The sequence below is a fragment of the Nocardia jejuensis NBRC 103114 genome, assembly GCF_001613145.1.
In the GTDB taxonomy this organism is placed as follows: Bacteria; Actinomycetota; Actinomycetes; order Mycobacteriales; family Mycobacteriaceae; genus Nocardia; species Nocardia jejuensis.
The window spans coordinates 76,317-93,139 of record NZ_BDBU01000005.1; the positions used below are offsets into that span (position 1 = coordinate 76,317).

Annotated in this window: 15 protein-coding genes; 10 read left to right on the plus strand and 5 right to left on the minus strand. The window is 68.2% G+C overall.

Going from position 1 to position 16,823, the window contains the following annotated elements; translation table 11 throughout:
- Positions 1–10: 10 nt before the first annotated feature.
- Positions 11–1,513, minus strand: coding sequence for an MFS transporter (locus NJ1_RS03840; protein WP_067687539.1), 1,503 nt, complete (start codon positions 1,511–1,513; stop codon positions 11–13).
- Between the two features lie 117 nt (positions 1,514–1,630).
- On the opposite strand from NJ1_RS03840, the gene NJ1_RS03845 reads away from it, so the two are divergent.
- From NJ1_RS03845 to NJ1_RS03875, 7 genes are all read left to right on the plus strand, one after another.
- Positions 1,631–2,305 carry a TetR/AcrR family transcriptional regulator gene (locus NJ1_RS03845; protein ID WP_067687541.1) on the plus strand — a complete coding sequence of 225 codons (675 nt, stop codon included), beginning with the start codon at positions 1,631–1,633 and terminating at the stop codon, positions 2,303–2,305.
- Between the two features lie 33 nt (positions 2,306–2,338).
- Positions 2,339–3,637, plus strand: a complete 1,299-nt coding sequence (locus tag NJ1_RS03850; RefSeq protein ID WP_067687542.1) for a D-arabinono-1,4-lactone oxidase — start codon at positions 2,339–2,341, stop codon at positions 3,635–3,637.
- A gap of 184 nt (positions 3,638–3,821) precedes the next feature.
- Positions 3,822–4,013, plus strand: a complete 192-nt coding sequence (locus NJ1_RS03855; RefSeq protein WP_067687543.1) for a hypothetical protein — start codon at positions 3,822–3,824, stop codon at positions 4,011–4,013.
- Between the two features lie 9 nt (positions 4,014–4,022).
- Positions 4,023–4,370: a hypothetical protein gene (locus NJ1_RS03860; protein ID WP_067687544.1), complete on the plus strand. Its 348-nt coding sequence runs from the start codon at positions 4,023–4,025 to the stop codon at positions 4,368–4,370.
- Positions 4,371–4,511: 141 nt separating this feature from the next.
- Positions 4,512–6,101 carry a BCCT family transporter gene (locus NJ1_RS03865; RefSeq protein ID WP_218025126.1) on the plus strand — a complete coding sequence of 530 codons (1,590 nt, stop codon included), beginning with the start codon at positions 4,512–4,514 and terminating at the stop codon, positions 6,099–6,101.
- Positions 6,102–6,271: 170 nt separating this feature from the next.
- Positions 6,272–6,748, plus strand: a complete 477-nt coding sequence (locus tag NJ1_RS03870; protein WP_422615730.1) for a large conductance mechanosensitive channel protein MscL — start codon at positions 6,272–6,274, stop codon at positions 6,746–6,748.
- Between the two features lie 160 nt (positions 6,749–6,908).
- Complete coding sequence (locus tag NJ1_RS03875; protein WP_245717199.1) at positions 6,909–8,459, plus strand: MFS transporter; 1,551 nt, start codon at positions 6,909–6,911, stop codon at positions 8,457–8,459.
- A gap of 21 nt (positions 8,460–8,480) precedes the next feature.
- Here the strand turns inward: NJ1_RS03875 and NJ1_RS03880 are convergent, their stop codons facing one another.
- Entirely contained in the window at positions 8,481–9,851 is a 1,371-nt protein-coding gene (locus NJ1_RS03880; RefSeq protein WP_084477716.1) for a YhgE/Pip domain-containing protein, read from the minus strand.
- A gap of 76 nt (positions 9,852–9,927) precedes the next feature.
- On the opposite strand from NJ1_RS03880, the gene NJ1_RS03885 reads away from it, so the two are divergent.
- The 3 genes from NJ1_RS03885 to NJ1_RS03895 all read left to right on the plus strand — a co-directional run bounded on the left by NJ1_RS03885 (position 9,928) and on the right by NJ1_RS03895 (position 14,044).
- Positions 9,928–10,539, plus strand: coding sequence for a TetR/AcrR family transcriptional regulator (locus NJ1_RS03885; RefSeq protein WP_067687553.1), 612 nt, complete (start codon positions 9,928–9,930; stop codon positions 10,537–10,539).
- Between the two features lie 71 nt (positions 10,540–10,610).
- Positions 10,611–11,240, plus strand: a complete 630-nt coding sequence (locus tag NJ1_RS03890; protein ID WP_067687554.1) for a TetR/AcrR family transcriptional regulator — start codon at positions 10,611–10,613, stop codon at positions 11,238–11,240.
- A gap of 161 nt (positions 11,241–11,401) precedes the next feature.
- Complete coding sequence (locus tag NJ1_RS03895; protein WP_067687555.1) at positions 11,402–14,044, plus strand: DUF4132 domain-containing protein; 2,643 nt, start codon at positions 11,402–11,404, stop codon at positions 14,042–14,044.
- On the opposite strand, the gene NJ1_RS03900 is transcribed toward NJ1_RS03895, so the two are convergent.
- The 3 genes from NJ1_RS03900 to NJ1_RS03910 form a co-directional block, all read right to left on the minus strand.
- Entirely contained in the window at positions 14,020–15,477 is a 1,458-nt protein-coding gene (locus NJ1_RS03900) for an FAD-binding protein (RefSeq protein WP_067687556.1), read from the minus strand. The two genes, NJ1_RS03895 and NJ1_RS03900, sit on opposite strands and share 25 nt — an antisense overlap.
- Entirely contained in the window at positions 15,474–15,965 is a 492-nt protein-coding gene (locus NJ1_RS03905) for a VOC family protein (RefSeq protein ID WP_067687557.1), read from the minus strand. The genes NJ1_RS03900 and NJ1_RS03905 overlap by 4 nt, the downstream gene beginning before the upstream one ends.
- Positions 15,966–16,090: 125 nt before the next feature.
- Entirely contained in the window at positions 16,091–16,810 is a 720-nt protein-coding gene (locus NJ1_RS03910; protein WP_067687558.1) for a VC0807 family protein, read from the minus strand.
- Positions 16,811–16,823 lie beyond the last annotated feature (13 nt).

Consider the following 16,823-nt stretch of genomic DNA (forward strand, 5'->3'; position numbering starts at 1 on the left):
GCGTGCGAACTCAGTGCGCCAGAACGGGTTCGCCCTCCGACGGCACCGGCGCCTTGTTCGGCATGACCACACCGGTCAGGATCGCGCCGACCAGGAAGATGGCGGCCGCCCACCAGAAGGTGGTGGTGTAGCTCTCGACCGCGGCCTCGGCCAGCGTCTGCGGCGACGGGGCTCCGGCGGAGTGGTCGCTCACGTAGTCACCGAAGGCGGTGGCGGCCAGCGTGCTCAGCAGCGCGGTGCCGATCGAGCCGCCGACCTGCTGGCTGGTGTTCACCATCGCCGAGGCGACGCCGGCGTCGGTGTGATGCACCCCGGAGGTCGCGCCGATGAACGCGGTCGACATCGCGGTACCCAGGCCGAGACCCATCAGGATGAGGCTGGGCAGGATGTGCGAGGCGTAGGCGGTGTCCACGCCGATCCGGGTCAGCAGCGCCATACCCAGTGTGGCGAGCAGGAATCCGGACACCACGGTCACCTTCGGACCGACCCGCGGCACCAGCAGCGACGGCACCGTCGTGGAGGAGGCCACCATGCCCGCGACCATCGGCAGGAAGGCCACGCCGGTGATGATCGGCGAGTATCCCAGCGACTGCTGCATGTAGTAGGTCAGGAACAGGAACATCGCGAACATGCCGATGGCGGTGGTGAACACGGCGATGTAGGACGCACCGCGCGTGCGGTCCAGCACGACGCGCAGCGGCAGCAGCGGATGCGCGACCCGCTGTTCGAGCACCACGAACGCGGCCAGCAGCACGACGCCGCCGATGAGGAAGCTCAGCGTGGTCGAGTCGCCCCAGCCGTCGGACTCGGCCTTGGAGAAGCCGTACACGATGGCGAACAGCGCCGCGGTGACCGTCAGCGTGCCGGGGATATCGAGTTTGGGACGCTGCGTGCCGGTGTGCTTGGCCAGCAACAGGATCGCGCCGACCAGTGCGATGGCCGCGAAGACCAGGTTCACGTACATGACCCAGCGCCACGACGCCCACTCGGTGAGCGCGCCGCCCAGCAGCAGGCCGAGCGCACCGCCCGCACCGGCGATGGCGCCGAAGATGCCGAAGGCCTTGGCTCGCTCGCCGGGTTCGGTGAAGGTGACGGTCAGCAGCGAGAGTGCGGCGGGTGCGAGCAACGCACCGAACACACCCTGCGCGACACGCGCACCGACGAGAACCTCGAAGTTGGCGGCGGCGCCGCCGACCGCGGAGGCGAGCGCGAAACCGATCAGACCCACGATGAAAGTGGTCCGGCGGCCGAAGAGATCGGAGAGTCGTCCGCCCAGCAGCAGCAGGCTGCCGAAGGCGAGGGCGTATCCGGTGACCACCCATTGGCGGTCCGCATTGGAGAAGCCCAGGTCGAGCTGGGCTTCGGGTAGCGCGATGTTCACCACGGTCGCGTCGAGAACGACCATCAACTGTGCGACACCGAGTACGGCGAGCACCCACCAGCGCATCGCATGCGACCCGCGCCGACCGGCAGCGGCCGACGGGGTCACCTCTTTCTCCAGAGCTGTGGTCATGGTGTTTTCCTCGTCCCCTAGGATTAGCGGAGAAGCAGCCTCCGCATTGCGATTCAAGCTATCATCTAAACGGAGCTATCTCCTCCAGTTAATCCCGAATACTGCTAGGATTACCGTGTGAATCCCGTCACCACCGCTCCCCCACCTCGGCGTCTGCGCGCGGACGCCGCACGCAACCAGCAACGGATCATCGCTGCCGCCCGGGAGCTTTTCGCCGACCGCGGCCTCGAGGTCACCCTCGACGACGTGGCCGAGCGGGCCGGCGTCGGCGTCGGCACCGTCTACCGCCGATTCGCCAACAAGCAGGAGCTGATCCTCGAGGTCTTCGACCAGATGGTCACCGAACTGGCCCAGGCCGTCGAGACCGCACTGCACCATCCGGACCCCTGGCAGGGCCTGGTGGACCTGTTCGAGTACTCCTGCATGCACATGGCGGGCAATCGTGGCTTCGGTGAGGTCATCCTCGAAATGCACGACAGCATGGACAGATTCGTCTGCATGCGCGAGCGGGTCCAGCCCGGCATGCAGGCTGTGATCAATCGCGCCAAGGACGTCGGCGCGCTGCAGCCGGATATCGAGAACGGCGATTTCTTCGCCATGGTCAACATGGTCGATGCGGTCGCGGGTTTCGCCCGGCCGGTCAACACCACGGTCTGGCGGCGCTACATGACGCTGATCCTCAACGGCGTGCGCGGCGACGGGGTGGCGCGCATGCCGCTGACGGAACCCGCCTTGACCGAGCAGGAAGTGGAACAGGCCAAGTCAGCGATGTCGGCGTGCCGGAAACGGTAGCGCGGCTCACACTCATGTCCTAAAGTTGGTCGCATGACCAACTCTTGGGCGAACTGGGCCGGGGATCAACGCTGCGCCCCGGCATCCATCGCCGAACCCGGCACGCCCGAGGAAGTCGCCACCGTGCTCGCCGAAGCCGAGGCGAAAGGCCATACCGTCCGGGTCGCCGGCTCGGGCCACTCGTTCACCGATACCGTCCTGACCGACGGCACGCTGATGCGCCTGAACAAGCTCGACCGCATCCTGTCGGTGGACAGCGAGAGCGGGCTGGTCCGCGTCGAAGCCGGGCTCACACTCAACGCCGCGAGCAATGCGCTGCATCCGCTCGGGCTGGCCTTTCCCAACCTCGGTGACATCGACGTGCAGTCCATCGCGGGCGCGACCGCCACGGGCACCCACGGCACCGGCTCGAAACTGCAGAACCTCTCGGCCGCACTGCAATCGGTGGAGTTGATGCTGGCCGACGGCAGCCGTGTGGAGCTCAACGAGCAGACCGATCCGGACGGCTGGCGCGCCGCGCGCGTGAACATCGGCGCCCTGGGCGTGGTCACCGCGGTCACGCTGCAGATGGTGCCGTCCTTCGTACTCGAGGGCGTCGAGCGCCCGGCTCCCGTCGAGGAGGTCCTCACGGACCTGGACGCCCTGGTGGACGGCAACGAGCACTACGAGTTCTACATGTTCGCGCACAGTCCGCTGGCCATGACCAAGCGCAACAACACCGTGACGCTGCCCGAACAGCCGCGCGGCGCGGCCGTGGACTGGTTCTCCGACGTATTGATGACCAACTACATGTTCGACGGCCTGTGCCGCCTCACCCGCCGCTACCCGGGGGCCATTCCCTGGGTGCAGCGCGGCGCGGCCTACGCGGGCAGCTACCGGCGTCAGGTCGAGCGCAGTTACCGAGTGTTCGCCAGCCCCCGCCTGTTCCGCTTCACGGAGATGGAATACGCCATCCCGCGCGAACATTCGGCCGACGCCATCCGCGAGATCAAGGACGTGGCCAAGCACTTCGACACGGCCATGCCGATCGAGGTGCGCTGGGTCGCGCAGGATGACGCGTTCCTGTCCCCGGCCGGCGGCCGCGACACCTGCTACATCGCGGTGCACCAGTACACGGGCATGAGCTACGAACCCTACTTCCGCGCCTGCGAGCGGGTTTTCGATCGCTACAACGGCCGCCCGCACTGGGGTAAGCGGCACTTCCAGTCCGCCGAGACGCTGGCGGAGCGGTATCCCGAGTGGGACAAATTCGCCCAGGTGCGCAAGCGCTTGGACCCCAAGGGGCGCTTCACCAACGCCTATATCGAGAACGTGCTCGGCCCGGTCGGCTGAGTCCGGCGTCGAATTGCGCACCGCGGGCCGAGGGTCTCCCCCGGCCCGCTTTCGCATGCTGGGCACCCTCGCACCGGACGGCTATGATCGGTTGCTGATAGTTCGCTGAATCTGCGTTTCTGCTCGTCGGACTGCCCTGGATACGCGCCCGGACCCGGGCGCGGCCCTATGCGAGGAGGATTCGATGTCTTCTTTCGGTGACAACATCAACGACGCGGCCGACAAGGCCGAGCACGATGCCAAGGACGCCGGCGACAAGGCGCGCGGTGCGGCCGAGCGGATGGAAGACAAGTTCGAGCACGCGGCGGACGACGTCAAGGAGAAGGTCGGCGGCTTCGTCGACAAGATGAAGGACCGGCTCGGCGGCGCGAAGTAGGAGCGCCCGATGCCGACCAACGACTCGACACCGTCAGAGAACATCGGAGACTCCGCCGAACGACTGGCCGACGACGTGGGCAGCACCGCGGGCGATCTGGCCGGCAGGGCCGGTAGCGCGGCGGGACAGCTCGCGGAGAAGGCCAGTGCCGCCTCCGCCGAACTCGCGGACCGGGCCACCAATGCCGCCGCGGATCTGGCCGATATGGCCAAGGCGTTCGCGGACCGGTTCAACACCGAGGACATGCAGGGCACCGTCGAACAGGTCCGGGCGAATCTGGAACACGCCGCCCAGGACGTGATGGCGGCGGTCAACGAGATCATCACCGCGCTCAAGGACAGGGTCGGCGGAAAGTAGTTCGGGCGACCCCGATTCCGGATCCACGGTCCGGAATCGGGGTCGTTCCGCATGTCGGCCCGCACCACTCTCCTACGACAGCGACATACCTCCGACACCGCAGCGGACGACCTGTCTCCCACACCGCAGAGGACATAGCCCGTGAGCGCACCGAGCACGCCGCCCGCCGGGCAGGTTCCGGATCATCACCGAAGTGCCGTGGCGCCCAGGGTTTTCTGGCCCGCCGCCATCGTGGTGACGGCATTCACGGTGTACGCCATCGTTTTTCGTGATCTGGCGTATCGGCAGGCGCGGGCGCTGCAGGACCATGTGATCGGCGGGCTGGGCTGGTACTACATCGTCATCGTGACGCTGTTCGTGGTGTTCGCGATCTGGCTCGGGCTCGGCCGCTTCGGCGATATCACCCTGGGCGAGGACGGCGAGCGGGCCGAATACACCATCGGCGCATGGCTTTCCATGCTGTTCGCGGCCGGCATGGGCATCGGCCTGGTGTTCTGGGGCGTGGCCGAACCGCTGTTCCACTACGACGATCCGCGCCCCGGGGTCGGCATCACCTCCGCACAGCGCGCCGACGCCGCCATGGTGCAGACCTTCCTGCACTGGGGCATCCATCCGTGGGCCATCTATGTGGTGGTCGGATTGGCCATCGCGTACTCGATTCATCGCAAGGGCCGGCCGGTGTCGATTCGCTGGTCGCTGGAATCGCTGGTGGGCGAGAAGATTCGAGGCTGGCGCGGTGATGTGATCGACGTGGTGGCGGTGATCGGAACGGTGTTCGGTGTCGCGACCTCGCTGGGCCTGGGGATTCTGCAGATCTCGGCCGGGCTGAACTACCAAGGCTGGCTGCATGAACCGGGCAAGGGCCTGCAGGTGGTGCTGATCCTCTCGGTGACCGTGCTGGCGACCATCTCGGTGGTGACCGGGGTGGACAAGGGCATCAAGGTGCTGTCGCAGACGAACATGGGCGTGGCCGGACTGCTGCTGCTTTTCGTCCTGATCGCCGGGCCGACGCTGTTCATCGTCAACGACCTGGTCCAGAATCTGGGCGCGTACCTGCAGACCCTGCCCAAGATCAGCCTCTATACCGGCGCGACCGAGGGCCCGAACGGCACGGCCTGGACCCAGCAGTGGACCGTTTTCTACTGGGGCTGGTGGATCTCCTGGGCCCCGTTCGTCGGCGTCTTCATCGCGCGCATCTCGCGCGGGCGCACCGTGCGCGAATTCGTGGCGGGCGTGCTGCTGGTGCCGACACTGCTCACCTTCGTCTGGTTCGCGGTGTTCGGCGGCGCGGGCCTGCATCGCGAGATGTTCGGCGGCGGCGGACTCGTCGGCCCGGACGGCCCCGATCGCGACAGCGCGCTGTTCGCCCTCCTGGACACACTGCCCGGCGGCGCGATCACCGCGGGTCTGGCAATCCTGGTCATCGTGCTGTTCTTCGTCACCTCCGCCGATTCGGGCGCGCTGGTGGTGAGCATGCTGACCTCCGGCGGCAATCCGAACCCGCCGACCTCCAGCCGCGCGTTCTGGACCTTCATGCAGGGCGCGGTGGCGGTCGCGCTGCTGGTGGCCAGCGGTACCGGCACCGCGGCGCTGACCACCGTGCAGACCGTGGCCATCCTGGTGGCGCTGCCGTTCAGCGTCGTGATGCTCGGCATGTGCGCCGCGCTGGTGCGCACCTTCCGGGCCGAACGCGCCGCCTCGACGACCCGCCGATCAGTCACCAGAAATTAGCTGAACAGGGCGTACGCCACCCCGGCGCGCCCGTGTGACGGTGATCAAGCCTGGTGCGCCGGGTTCCGCGAGCCGCGCCACCAGCCCCTAGACTCCGACGCGAACCAATAACGGAATCGTCTCGGATTGGATTTTTCAGCGCCATGTTCAAGGGCTTCAAAGATTTCCTGATGAAGGGCAACGTCCTGGATCTCGCGGTGGCCGTGGTGATGGGCACGGCCTTCACCGCCATCGTGACCTCGATAACGAAGGGCCTGCTGGAGCCGCTGCTCGCGGTCCTCGGCGGCAACAGCGAGTTCGGATTCGGTGTGCAGCTGATGGCCGGCAAGCCGTCCACGTTCATCGCTCTGGGCCCGATCATCACCGCCTGCATCAACTTCGTGACGGTCGCGGCGGTGCTGTACTTCGTTCTCATCCTGCCGATGAAGACGCTGCAGGCGCGGCTGGTCAAGCCCACCGCGGTGAAGGCCGACCCGACCGAGCTCGAGCTGCTGACCGAGATCCGCGATCTGCTCGCTCGCCAGCACATCGCCGATATTCAGGCCAGGGCCGAGACCTCCGGTATCGGCAAGCCGGACGATGCGGTGCCGGGCAACTCACAGGCCATCCGCCCGAACAACGCCGCCAACCAGCGCACCGGGGCCTGATTCCCGAATTGCTCCGCCCGGCGGGCGACCGCTCCGGCGGACTCGCCCGATACGGCCGCGCCCACCGCGAACCATGCGGCGAGCGCGGCTTTCGCCTATCGGCCGGTACGCTTGCCAACTGATTGCTGCGCACCGTGATCGCGAGCCAAGGAGGCGGAACGTGGGCTCGATTCCACCCGGGGAGGGCTCCGGCCCGCGAGCACTCGGCACCGCTCCACAGCCCGCGAGCCGCTGGGTGATGCTCGCGGTGCTGTGCGCGAGTCTGCTGCTGGTCGCGATGGACGCCACCATCCTCAATGTCGCGCTGCCCTCGCTGATCGATCACATGGATCCCAGCCCGATGGAGCAGCTGTGGATCGTCGACCTCTACGGTCTGGTGCTCGGCGGCCTGCTCATCACCTGCGGTGCGATCGGCGATCGATACGGCCGCAAGCGCCTGTTCATCGCCGGGTTCGTCCTGTTCGGCCTGGCCTCGGTGGTCGCGGCCACCGCCCACGATCCGGCGCAGCTGATCGTGGGCCGGGCACTGCTCGGCGTCGGCGGCGCGATGGTGATGCCCTCGACGCTCTCGCTCATCCGCAATATCTTCCTCGACGATCACGAGCGGACCATGGCCATCGGCATCTGGGCCTCGGTCGCGGGCGCGGGCGCGGCCATCGGGCCGCTGATCGGCGGACATCTGGTCGAGGCCTTCGGGTGGTCGGCGGCTTTCTGGCTGAACGTTCCGGTCGTCCTGCTGACCGTGACCGCCGGGCTTTGGCTGCTGCCGGAGTACCGGTCGCCGCACAGCGGGCGACTGGACTGGTTCAGCGCGGCGCTGTCGGTGCTGGGCATCGTGGCACTGGCGTGGGGAATCAAACACGTGGCCAAGGGCGCTCCGGCGGCGATCGATCTGCTCGTTCTAGTGGCGTCGGCGGTGCTGCTGGGCCTGTTCGCCTACCGTCAGCTGCGCTCGCCCGATCCGCTGCTGGATGTGCGGCTCTTTCGCAATCGCGCCTTCAGCGCGGCGGCGCTGGCGACCCTGGTGGCCATGCTCGCCATCGGTGCGGCACTGTTCCTGATCTCGTTGTGGCTGCAGTACATTCACGGCTACACGCCGTCGGAGGCGGGGTTGCGCACGGTGCCCGCCGCCATCGCGACCCTCGTCGGCTCGCTCGCGACGCCGTGGCTGATGCGGCACGTGGGCGTGCGGATTCTGATGACGGCCGGATTGACCGCTCTCGCAACGGGTTTCCTCGTGCTGGCCGCCGTGCCGGCCACCACCTACCCGGTGGTGGCGCTGGTGCTGGTGTCACTCGGTATCGGCGACGGGATCGCGATCACCACCGCGGCGGCCGTACTGGTCTCGGCCGTGCCCGCCGAGCGGGCGGGTATGGCGGGCGCGGTGGAGGAAACCAATTACGAACTCGGCATCGGGCTCGGCGTCGCATTGCTCGGCAGCATTCACGGCCGATTGTTCGTGAGCCACATGACGAATCTGCCCCTGGACGGCGAACAGCTCGATACCGCACGGGGTTCGGTCGGCGGGGCCGCGTATGTGGCGGATCGCCTCGGCGGCGCGACCGGTGCGCACGTCCTCGACATTGCCCAGCACGCCTACGATTCCGCGCTCACCACGACATCGTGGATCTCCGCGGCGCTGGTGGGCACGATCGCCGTGCTGACAGCCGTGCTCGTTCCGCGAGATTTCACGGCAACCTCAGCGCACTGAGCCCGGTCGGCCCACGATGCGCTATTTCGCGTCCACCGCGACGGCGGGCTCGCTCCGGTGCGGCACCCCGAGGCGGTACAGCCCGCGCAGGTCGTAGGTGTGGGTGGCGACGGCACCCAGCAGCAGTCCCAGCGCCAACCCGAACACCGTCATCCAGAGTCCGGTTCCCAGGCCCGATTCCAGGTGACCGTCGAAGAACAGGATGGCGCGCACCGCCAGATAGATCTGATGCATCGGCTCGAAGTGCGCCAGGTTCGCGATGTAGCGGGGCGTCGCCTCGATCGGAATGGTGCCCGAGGAGGACGGCAGTCCGAGGATCACGAACACGATCATGTTGATCAGCAGTCCGGCGGTGCCGAAGGCGGCCAGGATCGAGAGCCCGGTCACGCAGACCGCCGCCACGGCGAGCGTGCCGTAGAGGAACAGCGTCAGCGTGTGGTCGATCGGCATGTCCAGCAGGGTCGCGATGCCCAGGAATATCGCGGACACGATCGGCGCGGTCACCACCGCCATCGCCCACTTCACCAGCAGCGTTCGCCAGCGGCTGATGGCCACGGGCTGGATGTGCCGATACCAGGGGCCGTATTCGGCCGGAACATAGCCCAGCGCGTTGTCGACCATGGCGTGGATGATCATCGCGCCGCTGAATCCCGCGAACAGCAGGATGAGGGTGTAGAAGAAGGCCGAGAGGCCTTGCCCGGTGCCCTCGGGCAGCGGGTGGTACGGACTCACCACGATGTCGATCGGCGTGGCCAGTTGCAGGCGCGCCGCGCCGGACAGCTCGGTGGGAGCCACCCCGGGCGCGGGTTGCAGTTTGGCCCTGACCTGATCGGTCAGCTGCGTGCCGACGTTCGAATTGACCTGCGCCATAGCGCGATCGGAGACGCGCTGCACGATCTGCGCGGCGTAGGTCCCGGCGCGCGGGTTGGTGTGCACGGTGATGAACGGCCGCTCGACATCGCCGGGCACCACCGAGGCGGCGGCGAGGATGGAGAGTCGCTTGCTGAAATCGCTCGGGATGACGATCGCGCCGTAGACCTGACCGTCCTGCAGCAGGCGGCGAGCCTCGCTGTATCCGACCGTGCGCAGATCGATCTTGTCGGCGGGGATCTTCTCGGTCAGCGCGGCGCTGATCTGATCGCCGATATTGATCGCACGCCCGTCGAGGCTGTCCCCGTCGTCCTGATTGACCAGCGCGATCGGGAAGTCGTGCAGATTCTTCTCGGGATCGGAGGTGTAGCCCAGGTACATGGTGCCCAGCAGGGCCGCGAGCAGGGTGACCACGAAGACGGGCGCGATCCACCTGCGCAGTGGCACACCGGTTCGACTGATCTTCCCGCCGGTGGTCGCGGTGCCCGTCGGGATGCCCGAGGACGCAGTGTCTTTCACCATGCAGGTCAATGTAGGCATCGACAACAAAGTAGTCAATGCCAACATAAGGCGGTGTGTCCGATATCCTGCAAAGACCATGACCATCATCAAGCGCCGAGAAGTGGAGCGGCCGCGGTCGTACCATCACGGCGACCTGCGTGCGGAGCTGCTGCGCCGGGCCGAGGCCACCCTGCGCAGCTCCGGGGCGGACGGTCTCTCGCTGCGCCAGCTCGCCCGGGACACCGGCGTCAGCCACGCCGCGCCCAGCCGGCACTTCCGCGACAAGCAGGCGCTGCTGGACGCCCTGGCCGTGGCCGGATTCGAGCGACTCGGCGGCGCGTTCGAAACCGCCGCGGCCACCGGCGATTTCCTGGATCGGCTACGGGCCATGGCGCGCGGCTATCTGCGCTTCGCCATCGACAATCCGGAACTGCTGGCGCTCATGTTCGTCCGCAAACACCGCCAGACGCCCGAGATCGAAGCGGCCGTGACGAACGCCTTCGCGACGCCGTTCCGCATGATCGCCGACGGCCAGACCCGCGGTGAAGTAGTTCCGGGCGACCCGCGCCGCATCTGCCTCTCGGCCGTGGCGGCCCTGCAGGGCCTGGCCGCTTTCGTGAGTTCCGGCTTCGTGCCCGCCGAGGAAGCCGACGGTCTTTTCGAGGACACGGTGACCCATATGCTGGACGGTTTGCGTCCCCGTCGCTGAATCTCGCGGCGACTCCCGATAACGTGGAGCCGTGACGTTCGAGGGCAGACAGTGACGATCGCGGGCACACGGTGACCATCGCAGGCAGGCAATACGGCGGCCGGGCCGTCACCGAACGCAAAGCCGAACGCCGACAGCGGTTTCTCGATGCCGCCATTCGCATCTTCGGCGAACTCGGTTATGCCAACTGTTCGCTCGCGGACGTGTGTGCGGCCGCCGGGCTGTCCAAGCGCCAGTTCTACGAGGAGTTCGAGACGCGCGAGGACATCCTCGTCGCGGCCTACGACATGATCCAGGACGAGGCCTCGGCCGCGCTGGCGGCGGCCCTCGCGAACGTGGGGTCGGATCCGGATCCCACTCGGACCGTCACCCTGGTGCTGTCCGCGTTCCTGTCCTCGATCGGGTCCGACCCGCACCGCGCCAAGGTCGCCTTCGTCGAGGTGGTCGGGGTCAGCGAGCGCATGGAGCAGCATCGGCGCGAGCGCCGCCACCGCTGGACCGCGATCATCCTGATGTCGGTCGAACCGCTCGCAGGCGCGGGCGCACACGCCCGGGTCAACCCGGAACTGGCCATCAGCGCCCTGATCGGCGCGGTCAACGGCCTGGCCCACGAGTGGCTGCTGTCCGCTCCCCGGCCGCCGGTGTCGGATCTGGTGGAACTGCTGGTGCCGATGGCACTGTCGCTGATCACCCGGCCCTGAATCCGCCACGGCGAACCCGGCGCGGGCCTCGGAACCGCCGCCGCGCCCGCGGGATCGCCGTCGCCCCTTGCCCGCCAACCGATTCCGCCCGCGATCGCCCATGACGCGCCCGTCCGGATCATCCGCACGTCTCGTGTGAGACGTCTCGAGCGACTCACCGCGTGGGACCGACGGAACTGTCGGTGCGCGAGGGCAAGATCTTCGGCATGACGGACGAGGACGCATGGTCGGTGCCCGCCGACTGGTCGGTGAAGGGAGAACCGTTCCGCGGGATGAACGAGGTGCGCTCGCGCCCTGTCGATCCCGAGGCCACCGCGGCGCTGGCGAAGTTCCTTCGACGCTACCGCCCGACCATGGATCCTATCCTGGCCACGGTGCGCGCCGACGGCGCCGACGCCCTGGCCGATGCCGCACACGAATACACCCAGGCCCCCGACACCTTCGATTCGGCGGTCGGCGCGGCGATCGTGTTCGCCATCGCGCGCTTCATCTACACCTCCTACCACCCGAACGAGACCGAGCAGCAGGAGTTCGCCGACCGCTTCGTGGACAGCTGGATCGCCTGTCACGGTTACGCGTTCGCCGCCGAGGCCACCGTGTGGCAGCGGGCCTTCGCGGTGCATCCCCGCAATCCGGCCGGGGGTCATCCCACGCCCCGGGTGGTGACGGCGGAGCCGCACGAACTGCCCGGCACGGCCTTCGACACCCTGGCGCGCCGCGTGCGAGGACAGCTGGCCACGGCCCCGGAGCACGAATACCGCGCGGCGGTCCGGTGTCTGTCGCGACTGCGCACCGATCCCGGTGGCGTCTGGTCGCGATTGGCCACGTCGTATCTGCTTCCGGAACAACAGGATTGGGTCGAGGAAGATCTGGCGCTGGAGGGCTTGCCCGCCCAGGCCGCGCCGCTCACCATGCTCGTCACCGCGCTCACCACGCCGGAGCAGCTGAACCGCTTCCTGGAGATCGCGAATCCGCCCCGCGGGGGGCGTCCCGAGCAGCGCTACAGCCTGCTCTCCCAGGTCGGCCCGGCTGCCGCGCCGCTGATCGTGCGGGAGTTCGCCGAGCTGCGCGGCGGCGACGATATCCGCTGGCTCGCAGGCATTCTCGGCCAGCTTCCCAGCGACGAGGCGTACCTGGCTCTGCTCGATCGCCTCGACAACCGGCATGCCGCGGCGGCGTCGAGCGCGGCCTCGGAGCGGTTTCCGCGCCGCGCGATGCGGCTGCTGTCTCGACGGGCCACCGAGTCCGGTTCGATCCGGATCTCCCGACTGCTCCGGATCCACGCTCACGAGTACCCGGAACTTGTTGCCGCCCATGCCGATCCGGCGACTATGGCGCTCTTGGAGGAGCCCGATCGGGGGCCCGAGGCTCACCCGGACCAGCTGCCCGTGATCCGTCCGGCCGCTCTGCCCGCCCGCTCCTCGAAGCCGCCGAGGTGGCTCGCACCCGCCCTGCTTCCGCGGATCCGGCTGTGCGGGACCGATACCGTCCTGCCCGAATCCACTGTGGTGCAGTTCATCACGATCCTGATGGCGAGCGGTCCCGGTGGTGATCATCCCGATGTGGGGACGGTCGCCGACGTCACCGATCCCGGCTCCCTGGCCGAGTTCGCGTGGGCGATCTTCGACGCGTGGCACTGTGCCGCGTATCCGAGCACCAGCGGCTGGGTGCTGAACGCCCTGGGGCTTCTCGGCACCGAGGACACCGTGCGACGGCTGGTCCCGTTCATTACCGCGTGGTCGGCCAAGCGCGGACACGCACGCGCGGTCGAGGCGCTGCACGCGGTGGCCGCCATCGGCGGTGAGGCCGCGCTGCAGCATCTGCACACCATCGCCAGGCGGACTCGAGCGGAGAGCGTTCGCGCCGAGGCCGAGCAGCTGGTGGCCGAGATCGCGCAGGCGCGCGGACTGACCGAGGAGGAGCTGGCGGATCGGGTCGTGCCGGATCTGGGCCTGGCGCGCAGGAGCACGCTGCTGCTGAATTACGGTGAGCGCCAGTTCCATATCGGGGTGGATCCCACCCTGCGCCCGAGCGTCACCGCGGCGGGCATCCGGCTGGCCACCCTGCCCAAACCCGGGAAGTCCGACGATCCGGCGCTCGCTCCGGTGGCGTATCAGTCCTTCCGGGATTTCACGCAGGAACTGAAAACCGTGACCTCCGATCAGATCCGGCGCTTCGAGGCCGCCATGGTGGACGGCCGGCGGTGGCGCGCGAGCGCGCATCGCGAGCTGGTCATCGAGCATCCGGTACTCGGGCAGCTGGCCCGCCGCCTGGTCTGGGCCACCTTCGCCGACGACGGTTCGGTGACCGGCTCGTTCCGGGTGGAGAGTGATCGCAGTCTCGCCGATATCGACGACGAGCGTGTCGACCCGGCCCCGCACACCCTGGTCGGGGTCGCGCATCCGCTGCATCTCGGAGACAGCCTCGCGCCGTGGCGGGAGCTGTTCCAGGACTACGAATTGCATCAGCCGTTCGATCAACTCGATCGCAGCCTGCACACCTTGACCGCGGAGGAAGCGGCCGCGAACCAGTTGTCCCGCTTCGTGGATCGGCAGGTGCCGACCGGCAAGCTCTACGGCCTGCGCCAGCGCGGCTGGGAGCTGTCCCACGACGCGCTGCGCCGCCGCTTCGGGCGCACGCGCGAACTCTCGGTCACGCTGGACCCCGGCATCCAGGGCGGCTACCGCTACGAGGCGGACAAGCAGCGGATCGCCGGGGTCGAGCTGCGCGGCGGCACGTTCGGCGCGTTGGACGCCATCGCCGCCTCCGAACTCCTGCGTCAGCTGGAACGGCTGGCCGCGTGACGTCCGGCGCGGCGGCCGAAGAACGAACCCGCGCCCAACTGGGTGCCGCTGGCGTAGCCCTTGCCGTCCTGCGCGAGGGTGGAGGAGGTCGCTCCGGCCGCGTACAGGCCCGGTACGGGTGATCCACTGTCCCGCAGCACTTCTCCGTGCACCGAGGTCCGCAGGCCGCCGAGGGTGAACCCGGCGTAGAGCGCCTTGCCCAGGGTGAGGTCGAACGCGCCCCACGGCCCGGTGCTCTGCGGCTCGAGCCACTCCGCGCCCTTGCGGAAGTCGGGATCCTCACCGCGCGCGGCGTGCTCGTTGTACCGATCCAGGGTGGATTGCAGTGCGGCGGGCGGAATTCCGAGCGCCTCCGCCATTTCCTGGACGGTCTCCCAGCCGTCGATGAACGGCGCGAGCGGGAATTCGGGCCGCTCCATGTGCTCGGAGTCCACGATGAGATACGCTGCCGCGCCGGGCTGTTCGAGCACGAACGCCGAGGTGCGCGAATGGTAGGAGTCCTCCGCGACGAAACGCACACCGGCGCTGTTCACCACGAGTCCGGTGAGCAGCGTCGAGGGCGGGTAGACCGGTGCGGTCACGAACGCCTGGTCCATATTGCGCACCGCGCCGCCGGCGGAGACGCCGAGCCGGATGCCGAGCCCGTCGTCGTAGGTGGTGCCGAGCACGAAAGGCTTCTCGCTCAGCCACGGCACATGCTCGCCGACCATCTCGGCGTTCATCACGAATCCACCGGCCGCGAGCACCACCGATTTCGCCCGCACCGCACCGGTTTCGCCGGGTCGCCGCCAGCGCACGCCCGCGACGCCGCCGTCCGAGTCGGTGACGATATTGGTCGCGCCGGTCTCGTACCAGACCTCGACGCCGAGCGCCGCGGCCCGCTTGACCAGCAGTTCGATCACCATGCCCGCGCCCTGCGTCTCACCGGGCACCGGCACCTTGTGTCCACGCGGCGCGGGGATCGCCTGATCGCGGTAGGGCCAGACCTTTTCGTTGCCGGTGTACATCAGCCCCTGGGTACCGGGCTGGATCACCGCCTTCTCCTTGTAGTAGCTGCGCTCGAATTCGAATCCGAGCGCCTCGATCCAGTCGAAGTGCTCGACGCTGCCGTCGCAGTAGGCGCGGATCTTGTCCGGTTCCGGATCGCGCGAGACGGCGAGCAGATACTTGTACATCTCCTCGGACGAGTCCTGGTGCCCGGTGGCCTGCTGGACCGCGGTGCCGCCGCCGAGGTAGAAGTGCCCGCCGGCCAGGGCGGTCGTGCCGCCCGCCACCCCGGCGCGTTCGAGTACCAGGACCCGAGCGCCGTGCGCGGCGGCTTCCACGGCGGCGCATCCGCCCGCGATTCCGAACCCGGCGACGACCACGTCATAGTCGCCGCTCCATTCGGTGATCGATTCCGCGGCAACGATTTCCGGTATCTGCGTGCTCACACCGCATCCTTCTTGATCTGTTCGAAGAACTGTCGCATATTCGGTCCGACCTCGGCGAGTTCGATGAACGGGACCCCGGCGGCCGCGCCGTCGAGGTAGGCGAATCGCATCTCCCCGCCCATGTTTCCCTGCTGCACGATGTCGATACCCTGCGCCGCAGCGTCTTTCAACGCCGCGTCGAAGTCCTCGGGCTCGAAGCAGATGTGGTGCAGACCCGCCCCGCCGCGCGCGAGGAATTCGGTGTAGATGGAGTCCCCGCGCACCGGCTCGATGAGTTCGAGCTGAGTCTCGCCCTGGTAGCCGAGCGATACGTGCGCGGTGAAGTCCGCGGGTTCGCCTCGGTACGTGCAGTTCTCGGGCCCGAAGTGGACCTCGGGCATGCGCATCCAGGTGCGCACGCCGAGCATCGCGCCCAGGAATTCCTCGCTCGCCCCGATATCGGTCACCACCCAGGCGATCTGGGTCACCGGTCCGCCCGCCACACTCATCGCTTCTCCGCTCGCCGCTCGAGTGCAGTTAATCACAGTCGCTTAAATCCCGGCTAGCCCCGGACACCGGACCACGCACACGAAAAGGGCCCGGTCCGCATGGACCGGGCCCTTCTCCGCCGTCATCAGACGCTCTGCCGCTTGAGACGCTTCACGATCTGCGCGGTGACCACGACCATCACGCTGATCGTGCCGACCATCAGCACACTCGAGAGCCAGGCCATGGTGTGCACCGGCAGCTGGTAGGCCAGCACGACCCGGAGCGCGGCCTCACCGGTCAGCGCGACACCCCACAGCACCGTGGAGACGACGTGCAGCCGGCGCGCGGCGGGATTGGTGCGGTACGTCTGCTCCACGACGGCCAGCTTGGCCGGATCGGTGGCCGCGAGGGTCTTGCGAATCGCGGCGTAGGTCAGCGGCTTTCCGAGCATCGCGCTGATCAGGAAGGCCAGACCGACCACCGCGGTGCCGAACGAATCCCGCACGATCAGCGTGCGGGCGTCGCCGCTGATCAGCGAGCCGATCAGACCGACCGCGAAGCCGCCCAGCACGATGACCCCCATGGCGTCGATCTTGCGGGCCTGGATGACGCCGGTCAGCACCATCACGCCCGAGACGACGGCGCCGGCCAGCAGCGCGGTGAAATCGGAGGCGCCCAGCGCGTGCAGTCCGAAGTACGCGACGACCGGCACCGCGATGTCCCGGATGGTCGGTGCGAGCATGCGCAGCACCTGCATCCGGTTCCCGGTCTGCGTGCCCTGCCCCTCGGTTGCCGAGCCCGCGAGGGCGGAACCGGTGATCGCCGAGCCTGTGGTCGTGGCGGTGGTGGTCGGTGTGGTGGTCATGGCCCCTCCTTGT

Bases quoted from the DNA above. Each gene is read 5' to 3' on its own strand.
- NJ1_RS03910 (WP_067687558.1), bottom strand. From the start codon at position 16,810: ATGACCACCACACCGACCACCACCGCCACGACCACAGGCTCGGCGATC.
- NJ1_RS03850 (WP_067687542.1), top strand. From the start codon at position 2,339: ATGACCAACTCTTGGGCGAACTGGGCCGGGGATCAACGCTGCGCCCCG.
- NJ1_RS03905 (WP_067687557.1), bottom strand. From the start codon at position 15,965: ATGAGTGTGGCGGGCGGACCGGTGACCCAGATCGCCTGGGTGGTGACC.
- NJ1_RS03880 (WP_084477716.1), bottom strand. From the start codon at position 9,851: ATGGTGAAAGACACTGCGTCCTCGGGCATCCCGACGGGCACCGCGACC.
- NJ1_RS03885 (WP_067687553.1), top strand. From the start codon at position 9,928: ATGACCATCATCAAGCGCCGAGAAGTGGAGCGGCCGCGGTCGTACCAT.
- NJ1_RS03860 (WP_067687544.1), top strand. From the start codon at position 4,023: ATGCCGACCAACGACTCGACACCGTCAGAGAACATCGGAGACTCCGCC.
- NJ1_RS03855 (WP_067687543.1), top strand. From the start codon at position 3,822: ATGTCTTCTTTCGGTGACAACATCAACGACGCGGCCGACAAGGCCGAG.
- NJ1_RS03840 (WP_067687539.1), bottom strand. From the start codon at position 1,513: ATGACCACAGCTCTGGAGAAAGAGGTGACCCCGTCGGCCGCTGCCGGT.
- NJ1_RS03870 (WP_422615730.1), top strand. From the start codon at position 6,272: ATGAAGGGCAACGTCCTGGATCTCGCGGTGGCCGTGGTGATGGGCACG.